This is a genomic window from Gordonia sp. PDNC005, assembly GCF_016919385.1.
Lineage (GTDB): Bacteria > Actinomycetota > Actinomycetes > Mycobacteriales > Mycobacteriaceae > Gordonia.
The window spans coordinates 1,764,781-1,780,108 of the sequence record NZ_CP070351.1 but is presented as its reverse complement, the minus strand read 5'-3'; the positions used below and the strand labels follow the sequence as shown (position 1 = coordinate 1,780,108).

The 15,328-nt window shown below is 66.0% G+C and carries 15 protein-coding genes; 7 read left to right on the top strand and 8 right to left on the bottom strand.

Going from position 1 to position 15,328, the window contains the following annotated elements:
- Positions 1-25: 25 nt before the first annotated feature.
- Both JVX90_RS08430 and JVX90_RS08425 read left to right on the top strand, forming a co-directional pair.
- A complete protein-coding gene (locus JVX90_RS08430) occupies positions 26-1,384 on the top strand; it encodes a flavin monoamine oxidase family protein (RefSeq protein ID WP_205331901.1) in 1,359 nt (452 codons plus the stop codon).
- A complete protein-coding gene (locus JVX90_RS08425; protein WP_205331900.1) occupies positions 1,381-2,685 on the top strand; it encodes an FAD-dependent oxidoreductase in 1,305 nt (434 codons plus the stop codon). The genes JVX90_RS08430 and JVX90_RS08425 overlap by 4 nt, the downstream gene beginning before the upstream one ends.
- Here the strand turns inward: JVX90_RS08425 and JVX90_RS08420 are convergent.
- The 7 genes from JVX90_RS08420 to JVX90_RS08390 form a co-directional block, all read right to left on the bottom strand.
- The gene (locus JVX90_RS08420; RefSeq protein ID WP_205331899.1) at positions 2,675-3,658 is read right to left on the bottom strand and encodes a glycine betaine ABC transporter substrate-binding protein; all 984 of its coding nucleotides are present in this window, start codon (positions 3,656-3,658) and stop codon (positions 2,675-2,677) included. The two genes, JVX90_RS08425 and JVX90_RS08420, sit on opposite strands and share 11 nt — an antisense overlap.
- The gene (locus JVX90_RS08415; protein WP_205331898.1) at positions 3,655-4,407 is read right to left on the bottom strand and encodes an ABC transporter permease; all 753 of its coding nucleotides are present in this window, start codon (positions 4,405-4,407) and stop codon (positions 3,655-3,657) included. The genes JVX90_RS08420 and JVX90_RS08415 overlap by 4 nt, the downstream gene beginning before the upstream one ends.
- Entirely contained in the window at positions 4,404-5,630 is a 1,227-nt protein-coding gene (locus JVX90_RS08410; RefSeq protein WP_205331897.1) for an ABC transporter ATP-binding protein, read from the bottom strand. Before JVX90_RS08410 ends, JVX90_RS08415 begins: the two co-directional genes overlap by 4 nt.
- Positions 5,627-6,274, bottom strand: a complete 648-nt coding sequence (locus JVX90_RS08405) for an ABC transporter permease (protein WP_174316856.1) — start codon at positions 6,272-6,274, stop codon at positions 5,627-5,629. The genes JVX90_RS08410 and JVX90_RS08405 overlap by 4 nt, the downstream gene beginning before the upstream one ends.
- Before the next feature lie 126 nt (positions 6,275-6,400).
- The gene (locus tag JVX90_RS08400) at positions 6,401-7,168 is read right to left on the bottom strand and encodes a siderophore-interacting protein (RefSeq protein ID WP_205331896.1); all 768 of its coding nucleotides are present in this window, start codon (positions 7,166-7,168) and stop codon (positions 6,401-6,403) included.
- Positions 7,161-8,225 carry an iron chelate uptake ABC transporter family permease subunit gene (locus JVX90_RS08395; protein WP_240194161.1) on the bottom strand — a complete coding sequence of 355 codons (1,065 nt, stop codon included), beginning with the start codon at positions 8,223-8,225 and terminating at the stop codon, positions 7,161-7,163. The genes JVX90_RS08400 and JVX90_RS08395 overlap by 8 nt, the downstream gene beginning before the upstream one ends.
- Entirely contained in the window at positions 8,225-9,274 is a 1,050-nt protein-coding gene (locus JVX90_RS08390; protein ID WP_240194100.1) for an iron chelate uptake ABC transporter family permease subunit, read from the bottom strand. The genes JVX90_RS08395 and JVX90_RS08390 overlap by 1 nt, the downstream gene beginning before the upstream one ends.
- Positions 9,275-9,313: 39 nt before the next feature.
- Between JVX90_RS08390 and JVX90_RS08385 the strand changes: the two genes are divergently transcribed.
- Positions 9,314-10,264 carry an iron-siderophore ABC transporter substrate-binding protein gene (locus JVX90_RS08385; protein WP_205331894.1) on the top strand — a complete coding sequence of 317 codons (951 nt, stop codon included), beginning with the start codon at positions 9,314-9,316 and terminating at the stop codon, positions 10,262-10,264.
- Between the two features lie 8 nt (positions 10,265-10,272).
- Positions 10,273-11,055, top strand: coding sequence for an ABC transporter ATP-binding protein (locus JVX90_RS08380; protein ID WP_205331893.1), 783 nt, complete (start codon positions 10,273-10,275; stop codon positions 11,053-11,055).
- Here the strand turns inward: JVX90_RS08380 and JVX90_RS08375 are convergent.
- Positions 11,052-11,687 (bottom strand): TetR/AcrR family transcriptional regulator, encoded by a 636-nt coding sequence (locus JVX90_RS08375; protein ID WP_240194099.1) that lies wholly within the window; start codon positions 11,685-11,687, stop codon positions 11,052-11,054. The genes JVX90_RS08380 and JVX90_RS08375 overlap by 4 nt on opposite strands.
- Positions 11,688-11,763: 76 nt before the next feature.
- Here JVX90_RS08375 and JVX90_RS08370 point away from each other — a divergent pair, with 76 nt between their 5' ends.
- From JVX90_RS08370 to JVX90_RS08360, 3 genes are all read left to right on the top strand, one after another.
- Entirely contained in the window at positions 11,764-12,978 is a 1,215-nt protein-coding gene (locus tag JVX90_RS08370; protein WP_205331892.1) for an oxygenase MpaB family protein, read from the top strand.
- Between the two features lie 81 nt (positions 12,979-13,059).
- Complete coding sequence (locus JVX90_RS08365) at positions 13,060-13,533, top strand: MarR family transcriptional regulator (RefSeq protein WP_205331891.1); 474 nt, start codon at positions 13,060-13,062, stop codon at positions 13,531-13,533.
- On the top strand, positions 13,530-15,317 hold the full coding sequence (locus JVX90_RS08360; protein WP_205331890.1) for an MFS transporter: 1,788 nt from the start codon (positions 13,530-13,532) through the stop codon (positions 15,315-15,317). The genes JVX90_RS08365 and JVX90_RS08360 overlap by 4 nt, the downstream gene beginning before the upstream one ends.
- The last annotated feature ends 11 nt before the right edge of the window (positions 15,318-15,328 follow it).

Genomic DNA, 15,328 nt, shown 5'->3' with positions numbered 1-15,328 from the left:
GGTGATTCACCCAGAGGAGAGCGGCATGGAGAACGTCGATGTGATCGTGGTCGGGGCCGGACTGGCAGGGCTGAGCGCTGCGCGCTCCCTTGTGTCGGACGGCAACAGCGTCGTGGTGCTGGAGGCGCGCGACCGCGTGGCCGGCCGAAACCACGGGGGCTTCCTCGCGAACGGCGTGCCCGTCGAACTCGGCGGTCAATGGGTGGGTGCGACACAGGATGTGGTCCTCGGGCTCATCGACGAACTCGGTCTTGAGACCTTCCCGACATACGACGACGGCGAAGCGATGACCTATGTCGACGGTCGGTGCCTCCTCTATTCGGACGGGACGTTCGGCCTGCCCGACGAGGTCGCCGCCGAAGTCGGCCGGATCTGGGAGCAGATCGAGATCCTGGCGTCGACCGTCGACCTCGCACAGCCCTGGTCCTCCCCCGACGCCGAGACCCTCGACCGGCAGACGCTTGAACAGTGGCTCACCGGGATCTCCGGCGACTCCCTCGCGATCCGGATGTTCCGCACCCTGGTGCCGGCCATCTTCTCCGCCGAGACTCCCGAGCTGTCGCTTCTCCACTTCCTGTTCTACGTGAAGTCGGGCACCAGCCTCGAGATCCTCGCCGCCACCACGGGCGGCGCGCAGGAGCGCCGCGTGGTCGGCGGCACTCATCTCATCTCCGAGCGCATGGCCGCCGAACTGGGCGAGCGCGTTCGCTTGAACACCGTGGTGCGTGACATCGCGCAGGACGACAACGGCGTGGTCGCCACGTTCGAGGGCGGACAGGTGTCCGGGTCGCACGTCGTCGTCGCAGTGCCGACCACACTGGCCTCGCGCTTCCGGTACTCGCCGCCGCTGCCGTCCGCGCGCGACGCCTTCACACAGCAGATGCCTGCGGGATCGGTGATCAAGTACCACGTCGCATACAACACCCCGTTCTGGCGTGAAGACGGTCTGAGCGGGTTCGTCCTCGGGTTGGACAGCGCGTTCGGAGTGGTCCTGGACAACTCGCCGAACGATGCGTCGTGCGGTGTCCTCGTCGGTTTCATCGAGGGCGCGCATGCCCGAACGGCCGCCGAGCTGAGCGCCGACGAGCGTCGAACCGCTGTGATCGCGCAATTGGTCGAGTACTTCGGACCGCAGGCCGCCGAGCCGATCGAGTTGATCGAACAGGATTGGATGGCTGAGGAGTTCACCCGCGGGTGTTACGGCGGTCGGCTGGGCGCCGGCGTGTGGACGCAGTACGGCCGGGCGCTGGCGGCGCCGGTCGGTCGCATCCACTGGGCGGGCGCCGAGACGTCTGATGTGTGGAACGGCTATATGGACGGCGCGATCCGGTCGGGTCGTCGTGCTGCCGCAGAGATCCGCGACGCAGCACGCGCGGAAGCATGACCGCCGTCCTTGATCGCGTCGATGTCGTGATCGTCGGCGCGGGAATGTCGGGTCTGGTCGCCGCGCGTGATCTGATGCGCGCCGGTTTCGACGTCCGCGTAGTCGAGGCGGCAGACCGGCCAGGGGGACGTGCCTACGGTGTCACCTCGAGACTCGGCACGCGGCTCGACCTCGGCGGACAGTGGGTCGGGGCAGGGCATGAGAGGCTGATCGCGTTGACCGACGAACTCGGTGGAACCTTGTATCCGATGGAGACGCCGAGGGTTCCGCGCATCGTCGACTGCGGTCGGAGAGTCCGACCGTACTCCCCCTCCGTGCTGACCGCGGCGGCGAGTCTCGCCGCGCTCGAACTGATGTCGCGCACCCGTGTGCCCGAGAGATGGCGAGAGATGACGCTCGACCGAGTGATCTCGCGCGTGCCGGGAGCACGCACCCGCAGGCTCCTGTCGTTGTTGGCGGGGGTCTCGTCGACGGCCGAACTCGACCAAGTGACGTTGGGTGCGCTCGCGACCACGGTGGGCGTGATGGGCGGCGCAATCGGGATGCTCACCTCTCGGGGCGGAGCACAGGAGTCCTTGATCGTCGAAGGCGTCGGCCACCTGATCGACCGGATGGCCGACGACCTCGGTGCCCGGCTGATGCTCGGCGTGGACGCCACCGCGGTGCGAAGAGATGACGATGAGGTCGTGGTCTCGACCTCGGTGGGCCGAATAGCGGCCGACCATGTGGTGATCGCGGTGTCGCCACCGGTGGCGAAGCGCATCGCGCATGACCCGGCCCTGCCGTACTCGCGAACCGACGCAGAGCAGTCGATGCGCATGGGGTCGGTGTACAAAGCCGTCGCCGTCTACCCGACACCGTTCTGGCGAGTGGACGCACCTGCGGAGACCCTGGTGACGGGCGACATCGGAATCGGCGTCTTCGATTCGTCCGCGCCTGGCGGCGCAGGTCATCTCACCGTGCTCGTCGGCGGGTCTGACGCTCGGACGTTCGACGATCTCGGCCCGCGGGAGCGCCGTGCACGCGTCCTCGACGTGCTCGGCGACCTGTTCGGCGACGACGCCCGGGCTCCCGCTGACTGGCACGACAAGGTGTGGCACGTGGACACCTTCGTCGAGGGCGGATACGTCGCCATGCCGCTGCCCGGCACTGTCGGTGGAGACCTCCCCGCCTACTCGACTCCGAGCGGCCGAGTACATTGGGCTGGAACCGAGACCTCCGACGATCACCCCGGGTATCTGGAAGGGGCGATCTGCGCGGGTCGGCGTGCGGCCGCTGAGGTCGCTGACCTCAGATCGTGACGAATCCCTTCTTGACCATCCAGTCGCGTGCGACGTCGGCGGGTTCCCGTCCGTCGACGTCCACCTGGCGGTTGAGTTCGCTCATCTCCTCGGACGTCAATGCGTCCATCACCGGCTTGGTGACCTTCGCGATCGACGGGTGGGCCTCCGCAGTCTCCGACCGCATTGTCACCGCCGCGTTGTAGTGCGGGAAGAAGTGGCGGTCGTCGTCGAGAAGAGCGAGATTCAGAGCCTTGATTCGACCATCGGTCGTGAACACCTCGCCGAACGCACAATTGCCGTTCGCAGTGGCCTGATAGATGATCCCCGTCTGCAGGATCTGCGTCTGTGCCGCCGACGCGGGAAACTCGTATGCCTTCGCCATTCCTGGGAAGCCGTCCTGACGGCTCCGGAACTCGGTCTCCAGACAGGTACTGGCCGATGCCGGGTCGCGCTTGACCAGGTCCGCGTACTGCGACAGCGTCCGGACCCCCAACGACGCGAGATTCTTCTGATTGACGGCGAGCGCGTATGTGTTGTCCAACGGCGCCGGATTCACCCAGACGACGTCGTTCTCCTTGAGATCGGCGTCACGGACCGCGTCGAACTGGGCGGCCGGATCGGCGATCGGCTTCTCGTTCCCGAGGTAGTTGATCCACCCGGTGCCCGTGTACTCGATCGCCAGGTCGACCTGTCCGGCGACCATCGCGTCGCGAGACGAGTTCGATCCCTGAATGTTCGTCAGGTCCCGGACATCGGCGCCTGCTGCGGCCACCGCGAACTCCAAGATGTAGCCGAGTGTCACCTGTTCGGTGAAGTCCTTCGAACCCACGGTGATCTTGGCGCCGACCAGGTCCGGTTGTTCGGTGATCGACCCCGGCTTCACCGGCAATGGGAGCGCGCCACCGGATTCGAGGCCGCACGCGGTTCCGGCCGCGACGACGACTGTCGCGACGACCGAGGCGATCGCGATGCGCAGTGAACGTCTTCTCATCGGAGTCCCTTCGGTCCCAGGTACCGTTCGGCGAGTGCGCCGCACCAGTCGACGATCAGTGCGAGGCTCACCGCGAGCACGGCGCCGGTGACGAGTGTGACGTTGTCGCGGAGTTTGTAGCCGGTGTCGATCAAGATTCCGAGACCGCCCGCGTCGACGAGGAAGCACAGCGTCGCCGTTCCCACCGCGAGCACGAGAGACGTCCTCAGACCCGCGAGGATGAAGGGAACTGCCAGCGGTAATTCCACCGTGAGCAGGATCCGCACCTCCGACATGCCTTGGCCGCGAGCGGCGTCGATCAACGCTCGATCGACTTCGTTCAGGCCGAGAATGCTGTTCCGCAGCACCGGCAGGAGCGAATAGAACGCGACCGGCAGCACGCCGATCCAGAAGCCGGTGGTCGCCGTCCACAGAAAGAACAGCACCAGCAGACCGATGGCGGGAGCCGCTTGTCCGATATTCGCGATGCCGACGAACAACGGCGCCAACCATCGGAAGCGGTTCCGGGTGACGAGGACCGCCAGCGGCACCGACACGGCGAGCACGATCGCAGTGATCGCCACGGTCAGTGCCAGATGCTCGCCGATCAATTGAGCGATGTACGAACTGTTGATCGTCGCCTTCTGAGTGTCGGTCAAGTCCCGGCTCAGCGCCCACGCGAGCACACCGCCCGCGAGGACCGCGACGACGAGCGGCTGCGCCCACAGCTGAATCGTCGTCGACCGTGCGGCCCTGGTGTCGGTTGTCATCGGCCCGGGCCGTCGGTCGCCGCAGGTGTCTCGACGGGATTCGCGACCAGCCCGGCCTCGGCGATCGGCGGATCGCCGCGGTGCTCGTCACGCATGGATCGGATGGCGTCGATCAACGTCTCGATGGTGACCACGCCGGCGTACCGACCCCGTGTGCCGGTCACCACCGTCGATGCGTTGCGTTCGGCGAGGATCGCCTCCAGCGCGTCCTGGAGCGTCGACGACGTGGTGACCATCTCCCCGAGCGGGAGCCCGACGGTGCGGAGTGACGTCGCACCCGTGAGGTGCGCCCGATCGGTCCACCTGACAGGACGATCCCGGTTGTCGAGGATGACGCCCCAGTCGTCGATGCGCTCGGCGAAGTCGGACACCGAGTCGTCTTCGCGGGCGGTCGGGCGGTCTTCGATGTCGACGTCGCGGACCCGTTTGAGGTTCAACTGCTGCAGTGACGCGCCCTGCCCGACGAAGCCCGCGACCGTGTCGTTGGCGGGATTGGCGAGGATCGCCTCCGGGGTGTCGTACTGCAGGATTCGAGACTGCTCGCCCAATACTGCGATCCGGTCGCCGAGCTTCACCGCTTCACTGAAGTCGTGTGTCACGAAGACGATCGTTTTGCGCAGCTCTTCTTGAAGCTGCATGAGCTCGTCCTGGAGCAGGCCACGCGTGATCGGATCGACTGCGCCGAACGGCTCGTCCATCAGGAGGACCGGCGGGTCGGCCGCCAGCGCGCGTGCCACCCCGACTCGCTGCTGCTGGCCGCCGGACAACTGGCGGGGGTAGCGATGTGCGAACTGGTCGGCGTCGAGGCCGACCATGTCGAGGAGTTCGGCGACTCGATCGGCGATCCGCTGCTTGTCCCACTTCAGCAGTTTCGGGACCACCGCGATGTTCTGGGCGACGGTCATGTGCGGGAAGAGTCCGCCCTGCTGGATGGCGTATCCGATGCTCTGCCTGAGCTTGTTCGCGTCGAGCGACAACGCGTCGCGCCCACCGATGGTGATTCGGCCCGATGTCGGTTCTATCAGCCGGTTGATCATTCTCATCGTGGTGGTCTTTCCGCTGCCGGACGGTCCGACGAACACCACGATCTCGCCAGCGGGAATCGTCATCGATACGTCGGCGACGGCCGCCGTCTTCTGGCCGGAATACGTCTTCGAGACATGATCGAGAACGATCTCCACGCCGGAGACGTCACCGGATCTCGATTCTGGACTCTCGGTCATCGGATTCCTTTCGAGGTGGTGAGTCGGCCGATCAGAACGTAGATCCCGTCGAGGATCAACGCGAGGATCACGATCAGGACCGTGCCGGTGAGTGCTTGTGGGATCGCTGTCGGGCTGCCGACACGAGACAGGCCGGAGAAGATCAGATTTCCGAGACCGGGGCCCTTCGCGTACGCCGCGATCGCGAGGATTCCCATCGCCATCTGCGTGCTGACGCGCATGCCCGTCAGGATCGACGGCCACGCGAGGACCAGTTCGACTCGCGTGAGGACACGCAGCCGACTCATGCCGATGCCGCGTGCCGCATCTGTCACCGCGGGATCGACGGCGCCGAGTCCGACGATCGTGTTCCGCACGATCGGCAACAGTGAGTACATGGTCAGTGCGATGACTGTCGGCGGAACGCCCAGACCGAGAATCGGAATCAGCAGACCCAGCAGCGCAAACGACGGAATCGTGAGAATTGTGCTCGACAAAGCGGTGGCGATCGCGGAGCCGGCCGGACTGCGATAAACAGCGATCCCCACCAGGACGCCGATGACCGTCGCCAGCAGAAGGCATTGAATGACGGCACTGACATGCAGATAGGAATCGACCGCGAGCTGCGACCGTCTATGGCTGATGAAATTCCAGATATCGTTCAGTGGATTTCTCCTCTAATCGGTATCGACCGTAGCTCAAATCGCCGAGCCGATCGTCCGATCAGAGGAGTCGACGTGGCCCAAGCACTCGGTTTCTATGCGGTGGCCTGCACATTCTCGCCACCGAAATCATCCTCGTGCTTCGCCGAGTCGCCAGTATCCGGAGAACAGGATCCGGTCCCGCCCGACACCCCGATCGTCCACCAGGTGTCGGCGCATTCCACGGACGGCGGATCGTTCGCCGCACATCCAGACCAAGCCCACATCCGAGGCGACGGAAGCGGCGCGGAGCGCTTCGTCGAGCGCCGTGCCCGGGATCTGTGTGCCGCGGGTGATCCACTCGATCGGCGTGGCCGAATCAACGTCCACCCGGTCCGAAGTCGAGCCGACCTCGATCAGAACCCGCGTCGGTGCATCCGGTGTCGTCTCGAGGATGCGGGAGATCGCAGGCAGTGCCGTCTCGTCGCCGACGAGCAGACGCGATGCGGGCGAAGCATCGGATGAGTACATCGCGGTGCTCTCCCGAATCCCGACCTCGGTCCCGGCCCGAGCTCGACGAGCGAACCGTGTCCCTGGTCCTTGATCACCGTGGATCACGATGTCTACGTCGATCTCGCACACGTCCGGGCGATGCGCACGCACCGTGTACCACCGGAGGTCGGGCCGAACATCGTCGTCCATCGCGCTCACCGCGGCACGGATGTTCGGGCCGTCCCCGAGGGACGGCAGGACAAGCGCATGTTCCGCCGAGTTCGGCATGAGAAGGCCGACGTACTCGTCCGGACCGGTCAATGCCAGACCCGCGAGTTCGGGGGCCGTCAACGTCAGGCGGCGCATCCGCGGAGTCAGGTCCACAACCTCGCATACGGTTGTCGCATACACGCGTCCGTCAGCCACGGCGCCGTCCTCCCGCCAGCAGAAGCCATAGGAAGAACACGCCGCCGATGACCACGGTCACCGCGCCGACCGGAATCGGCCCGGACAGCGAGTACTGCGCGATGAGGTCGGACACGGCGAGAATCGTCGCGCCCGTCAGAGCCGAGACGACAAGGCTTCGCGTCCGGGCCAGCGCATACGCGATGTGCGGGGACACCAGTGCGACGAAGGCGATCGGACCCGCCACGGCCACCGCGACCGCGACCAGCAGCGTGGCCACACCGATCAGCACCCACCGGAGGCCGACGGTCCGGACGCCCAGCGTGACCGAGACGCTCTCCCCCAGCGCCGAGAGCCGCGACGCAGGCGATGTGACGGCGAGGACGGGAGCCGCGATGACGAGCGCGATCAGCATCGGCCACAGATGGTCCCAACCGCGACCTTGCAGCGATCCGATGAGCCAGGCCTGCGCGGTGGTCGCGCTCGCCACGAACACCTGAGTGAGGATGTAGTCGACGATCGCTGTCGCCATTGCGGCGATCGCGATTCCGGACAGGATCAACTGGACGCCCTGAAGTCCCGATCGCGCGCTGATCAGCAGAATCAGTGCGGCGGCGACGATTGCGCCGATCGCCGCTCCGACGGCCGCCTGAGTCAGTGAACCGCCGAGCACCAGGATCACCACGACGGCGCCCACCGAGGCGCCGTGGCTCACGCCGAGCATGTCGGGGCCGGCGAGCGGATTGCGCGTCGTCGATTGAAACAGCGAACCCGAGACGGCGAGGGCCGCGCCGACAGTGATCGCCACGAGGGCGCGCGGCAGTCGTCGGGTCAGGACGAAGAAGTCGGTGAGTCGGTTCGGCGGATCACCGAGCAGGGTGTCGATCAGCGCGGCCGGACTGACCCGGTACTCGCCCAACAACAGCGACGCCACCAGGACGAGCACGAGCACCGCTGCGAGAGCGGCTGTCGTGATCGTCGTGCGTCTGCTGAACCGAAGGGACCATCTGCCGTGCCGCGATCGGACGACCCGGTCGTCGGACGTGAGTGCGTGGTCGGCGACGGCGCGCGAGGACATCACGAGAGCCCCGCCTTCCGTCGACCGTTGACGAAGAAGATGAGCATCGGGCCGCCGATGAGCGCCATCACCACACCCACCTGCACTTCGCCGCCTCGGCCGATGACCCGTCCGACCACGTCTGCCACCAGCAGCAGCGTCGGCGCGGCGAGCATCGACAGCGGCAGCAGGAGCCGGTGATCGGGGCCGATCACCGGACGCAACAGATGTGGCACCACCAGTCCGACGAACGCGATCGGGCCGGCGAGCGCCGTGGCCGTGCCTGCCAGCAGCGTCACCGCCACGAGTGCGAGGACCCTGACTCGCGCGGGCCTGGCGCCGAGGGACCGCGCGGTGTCGTCACCGAGGGCCAACGCGTTCAACGACGACGCCAACGCGAGAGCGAGAACTGCCCCGGCGACCACAAAACCGAGCAGCGGCAACGCCTCGTCGACCGGGCGGGCCGTCAACGATCCGACGCGCCAGAATCGGTACACGTCGAGAACCGACTCGTCGGTCAAGACGAGGGTCTGGGTGACCCCGGACAACACTGCGGCGAATGCGACGCCCGCGAGTGTCAGGCGCACGGGTGAACCTGCGACGACTCGGCTCGACGAGAACGCAAGGATCACGATGGAGGCGGCCGCCGCCCCGGCGAGCGCCAGCCAGACCGATCCGACGGCGCCGAGCGAACCGAACACCGTGAGACCGGCGACCACGCCGAACGACGCGCCTGCGTTAACCCCGAGGACACCGGGGTCGGCGAGCGGGTTGCGCGTGACAGCCTGCATCAGGACGCCCGCCAGGCCGAGTGCGACTCCGCAGATCAGGGCGTTGACGGTTCGGTTGACGCGGAGTGTGCCCACGATGTTCACGACGTTCTGGTCGCCGGTGCCGAGCAGGGCCTGGACGACGTCCCCGATGGGTGTGAAGCGTGCGCCGACGGAGAGACTCAACACGACGGCGATCGCGAGCAGGGCCACGCACACGGGGACCGCGATCCAGTTTCGCCGGCGAGGGCCGGCAGACAGATCGTCGTCCGGTCGTTTCACGGCCGTTGAAGAGGGCATGTTTGGGAAGTGTAGCCAACCCTACTATTGTCCTTGAACATGCAACTATCTCAGCGTCCCTCCCCACGCAGTCGGCGCGGACTCGTAGCCGCAGTCGTCGGCGCCTTCGCAGCGATCGCCCTCGTCGTCTCCGGCTGCGGCTCGTCCGATGACGGCGCATCCGGCGGCGACCCGTACACCGTCAAGCACGCCATGGGTGAGACGACGCTCGAGGGCGTCCCCCAGCGCATCGTGGTCCTCGACTCGCCGCACCTCGACGCCCTCATCGCACTCGGTATCACGCCGGTCGGGGCCCCCGAGATCGGTGCGGGCCGCGGCTTTCCCGGCTACCTCGCCGACAAGCTGACCGATGTCGCTCCCGTCGGCTACATCGCGGAACCGAACGTCGACGCGATCGCAAACCTCGCTCCCGATCTGATCATCGGATCCAAGGTGCGGCATGAAGCGCTGTACAAGGAGCTCTCGGCCATCGCGCCGACGGTCTTCTCCGCTGACACCGGCACCAACTGGCACGAGCAGGCCGAACTGACCGCCGCAGCGGTCAACCAGTCGGCCAAGATGACCGAACTCCTCGCAGGTGTCGACGAGCGCGCGGCTGAAGTCGGAACGAAGGTCGGCGCCAAGGGCAAGAGCGTGTCGATCGTGCGCTTCCGCACCGACAACTTCCGCCTCTATGGACCCGGAACATTCTCCGGATCAGTCCTGTCCAAGATGGGTTTCACCTTCGGCGACCGCCAGTGGAACGAGTACTCGATGGCCGAACTGAGTCCTGAGCTGTACGAACAGATCAACGGCGACGTCGTGTTCTACACGAGCCCCGGCGGCGATCCCGCGGCGACGACTCAGGCTTCGGTGACCAAGCTGTGGTCCGGCCTGCCTGCGGTCAAGGCGAACAAGGCGTTCAGCGTCGACGACGACACCTGGATGGTCGGCATCGGCGTCATCGGCGCGGGTCTGGTCACCGACCAGGTCGAGAAGCTGCTGGCCTGAGCAGCTTCATGAAGCACGACGACGCTGTGTTGACCGCCACCGGCCTCTCCATCTCATACGACGGTCGCGAGGTGGTCCACAGCGTCGACGTCGCGCTCACCGAGGGCGCCTTCACGGTGATCCTCGGACCGAACGCATCCGGGAAGTCCACGGTGTTGCGTTCACTCGCCCGGGTGCACAAGCGCGACAACGGCGACATCGTCTTCGACGGCAAGAGCCTCGACGCGTACGGCTCGAAGGAACTGGCTCGGCGACTGGGCCTGCTCCCGCAGGACGCGGTGTCGCCCGAGGGCATGCGTGTCGCCGATCTGATCTCCCGAGGCAGGCATCCCCACCACTCGGCCTTCCAACGGTGGACCGCCGAGGACGACGACGCCACGAGGGCCGCGATGGCCGCGACCGGGACGACGGAGCTCGCACAACGATTCGTGGACCAGCTGTCCGGCGGACAACGGCAACGGGTCTGGGTCGCGTTGCTTCTGGCACAGCAGACCGACGTGATGCTCCTCGACGAGCCGACGACATTTCTCGACATCGCGTACCAGTTCGAGCTGCTCGACCTGCTTCGCGACCTGAACCGGGGAGGGAAGACGGTCGTCGCAGTCCTGCACGACCTGAATCAGGCCGCCCGGTACGCCGATCAACTGATTCTGATGAAGGACGGCGAGGTCGTGGCTACCGGTTCGCCGTCGGAACTGCTGACCGCTGAGCGAGTCCACGACGTGTTCGGCATCGAAGCGGTCATCGTCGACGATCCGGTGACCGGCACTCCGATGGTGGTTCGCCGCTAGGACGCGGGGCCGGCGAGGCTGAGCGCGAGCCGAGTGCACGTCGCCGCGAGGTCGTCTATCGACACGTCGCGTTCGACGATCCAGGCCTCGATGAGCCGGTTCACTCCCCCGACCACAAATCGTGCCGCGGGTCGGAGCTCCGTCTCGTCCACAGTCTGTCCATCGGGTCCGCCCGCGATCTCGACGAAGTGTGCGAGCACGATGTCGGCGACCAGATCGAGCGTCTCGTTCCGTCGATGCTCGAGACCGGGGACGCTCGAGACGTCCGTCGTCATGATCCGGAACGCCTCGGGGTCGTCTGCGACGGCGCGCAGGAACGCGGTGAGCGCCGCATGTAGTCGTCTGCCGATCGATCCGCCCGCGGCGGAACTCGACTGCACCATGGTGGCGACCATCTGTTCGCGTACTCCGTCGGCGATCGCCACGAGGTACGCGTCACGGTTGGCGAAGTTCTCGTAGAAATAGCGCGCGGCCAGTTCGGCGTCTCGGCACACACCACGGATGCTGATGTCGCCGATCCCGGCTCGGCCCCACGTGGTCCGCCCGACTGCGAGCAGCCGCGTTCGGCGTTCGTGCCGCCGGTCGTCGGCGGTCACGCCCGCGTAGTCGCGCACGGCAGCTGGTCGAGTCATTGACATCAGACTCTAGCCGCTTTAGATTCGGCACACAGGTGTTGTCCAATGCCTCGGCGAAATGGAAGGCACGACGTTGACCAGTCAGATCCCACGGCGGCACCCCTCCACGCCGGCACCGGTCCCGCCCGGAGTCGCCGCGTTCGCTCGTCTCTTGCGGATCACGCCGCCCGACGAGGCTCAATTCCGTCGCTACGGCGAGGCTCTCACCGAGGGTGATCCCCTCATGGACGACCTCGTCGACTGGATGGTCACCGTCGGCGTCAAGGAGATCCGCCCGATGTTCGAGCTCGCACTCGAGCGCGGAATCGATCAGGTCGACGACGCGCCAGACGAACTGCGCGACTTCTTCGCGGTCGTCGAGGACACGCCGTCGTGGGTTGACCACGACGCACTCCGGCGGGCCGGGCTGGCAATGAACTCGAGTGGCGTCGACGGTCTGTACATCGCGCGGGACGTCTCCCTCGTCGGCGGCTACACGTTCTCCGGATTCAACCAGACCCTGCTTCGAACGGGTGCTCTCGAGAAGGGTTCGAACACCCGGTTCGCCGAGACTTCGCAGTGGGCGATCGACGTGATCAGCACTGGTGGCCTCGACCGTTTCGGTGCAGGTTACCGGTCGACGCTGCGGGTCCGTCTGATCCACTCTCTCGTTCGACGCCACGTCGTCGCGATGGACGACTGGGACTCCGACCTGTACGGCCTTCCGATCAATCAGACAGACATGGCCGCCACCATCGTCGGATCTCTCGTCGCGCCGGCTCTCGGCGGCCTGGGGATCGGGCTCTTCCACACACCCGCCGAGTACGCGGCGATCGCGCACCTGACCAGGTATGTCGGATGGCTGATGGGCATCTCCGACGAGTTCCTGCCGACCGACTTCTCCGGCGCCGTGCGCCTCCTGCATCACACGTCTGCAGCATTGGCGGTTCCGGACGACACGTCGAAGCAACTCGCCCGGCCGATGGCCGACGATCCGCTGACCTGGAACTATCCGACCATGCAGGCCGTCCGGAGGCGGGTCGCTCGATCCCAGCACCTGTCGATCAGCACGTTCTTCCTCGGACGCGGCGCGATGCACACTCTGGGCCTACCCACGAACACCCTGCCGTGGTACCCGCTCGTGAAGATCCCGGTGAATCTCATCGAGTCCGCCGTTCGACTTCTGCCGGGCGGACGAGAGCGCTCAGCCGTCCGGGGCGTGCGCGCACAACAGCGGTTCCTGTCGGTTATGGAGGCGACACCGGTCACGATCGGGGCGACGACGCATCTCGCCTCCCATGCAGCCTGACCTGCGCTGACGCACCTCCTCGGCAGAGTTCGAGGCATGTCTGATTTTTAGTTAGCTGTTGGAAACTAATAGAGTCGGCGGGTGTTCCGACAGATCCAGGAGTCTGCATTGACCGACATCACAAGTCACGACGTCGCGACCATGTACCAACACCTCACCCGGGTGAACCGCACCTTGCGCGCTCACGGTGCCAGCGCCGGTCTCTCGGCAGGCACGGCGAGCAGCCTCTGGACGATCCTCGGCAACGCGCCGATCCGCGTCACCACGCTCGCCGAACGTGAGTCCGTCGCCGTACCGACGATGTCGAAGATCGTCACGTCCCTCGTCGACCGCGGCTACGTCGCGAAGGTCAAAGACCCAGACGATGCTCGCGTGATCCTGTTGGAACCCACCGACGCGGGCCGCGAGGTGATCACCGAGATGCGGTTCGTCCGCACTCGTGCGCTCGCCGACGCTCTCACGCGCCTGTCCCCCACCGAACGAGCCACCGTCGACGACGGCCTGCGTCTGCTCGCCGACGCGTTCGCCGCCGACTCCGAGGAGAACCGCGCATGACGTCACCCGCATCCGCCGTCACCACTGACGAACCCGATCCGCACTACAAGTGGATCGCCCTCTCGAACACCACCCTCGGGATGCTGATCGCCACGATCAACAGCTCGATCGTCCTGATCGCACTCCCCGACATCTTCAAGGGCATCAAGCTGAACCCGCTCGAGCCCGCCAACACCAGTTACCTGCTGTGGATGATGATGGGCTTCCTCGTCGTCACCGCCGTCCTCGTCGTCAGCTTCGGCAGGCTCGGCGACATGTACGGGCGCGCCCGCATGTACAACATGGGCTTCGCCGTGTTCACCGTCTCGTCGATCTTCCTCGCCATCACGTGGTTCGACGGGCCGGCCGCGGCCATCTGGCTGATCGCCTGGCGCGTGATCCAAGGCATCGGCGGCGCGTTCTTGATGGCCAACTCGTCGGCGATTCTGACCGACGCCTTCCCTGCACGTCAGCGCGGTCTGGCGATGGGCATCAACGGCGTGGCGGCCATCGCGGGTTCGTTCCTCGGCCTGCTGATCGGCGGTGTGCTGGCGCCGATCCAATGGCACTACATCTTCCTCGTCTCCGTTCCGTTCGGTGTTGTCGGCACAGTGTGGGCGTACCTCAAACTCCGTGACACAGGCGTCCGGACGACCGCACGCATGGACTGGTGGGGCAATTTGACCTTCGCCGTCGGCCTCATCGCGATCCTCATCGCGATCACCTACGGCATCCAGCCATACGGCGATTCCGACATGGGCTGGACCAACCCCTGGGTGCTCACCGGTCTCATCGGCGGCCTGCTGGTACTCGCGCTCTTCCTGTGGATCGAGACCCGCGTCGACAGTCCCCTCTTCGACCTCAGTCTGTTCAAGAGCCGGTCGTTCAGTGCAGGCAACGCAGCCAATCTGATGGCCTCGATCGGACGCGGTGGACTGCAGTTCATCCTGATCATCTGGCTCCAGGGAATCTGGCTTCCCCAGCACGGCTACGACTATTCGCAGACCCCGCTGTGGGCCGGCATCTACATGGTTCCGATGACGATCGGCTTCCTGCTCGTCGCTCCCGTGTCCGGTGCGCTGTCGGACCGACTCGGGACGAAGTGGTTCACCACTCTCGGCATGCTGATCACCGCCGGAACCTTCGTCGCGCTCATCGCGTTGCCGGTGGACTTCTCGTACGCCTGGTTCGCGATCATCCTGCTGATCAACGGCGTCGGCATGGGCTTGTTCGCATCCCCCAACCGCGCCGAGGTGATGAACTCGCTGCCCGCTCACGCACGCGGATCGGGTGCAGGCATGATGACCACATTCCAGAACGCGGCCATGGTCCTGTCGATCGGTGTGTTCTTCTCCCTGATGATCGCCGGACTGAGCGAGCATCTCCCGGACGCGATGTACTCCGGTCTCACCGAGAACGGACTTCCGGCGAGCCAGGCGACGGACATCGCGAATCTGCCGACAGTCGGCGTGCTGTTCGCGGCGTTCCTCGGCTACAACCCGATCAAGGAACTGCTCGGAACCACCGGCGGCGATGTGCCGGGTGTCGACGTCGGCCACCTGACCGGGTTGGACTTCTTCCCGCATCTCATCTCCGACCCGTTCTCGGACGGTCTGAGCGCGGCGTTCACCTTCGCCCTCGTCTGCTGTGTGCTCGGAGCGGTGTTCTCCCTGTTCACTGATTCGAAGCCCTCAGCTCCGGACGACGTTCCGCTTGCTGAGCGTCACCACGAGTCCGTCGGCGAGGAACTCGCCGCGACCGCGAGTGTCGCGAGCGGCGAGACCCCGTCCGAACTGGTCGACTGACGCGGGCGGCG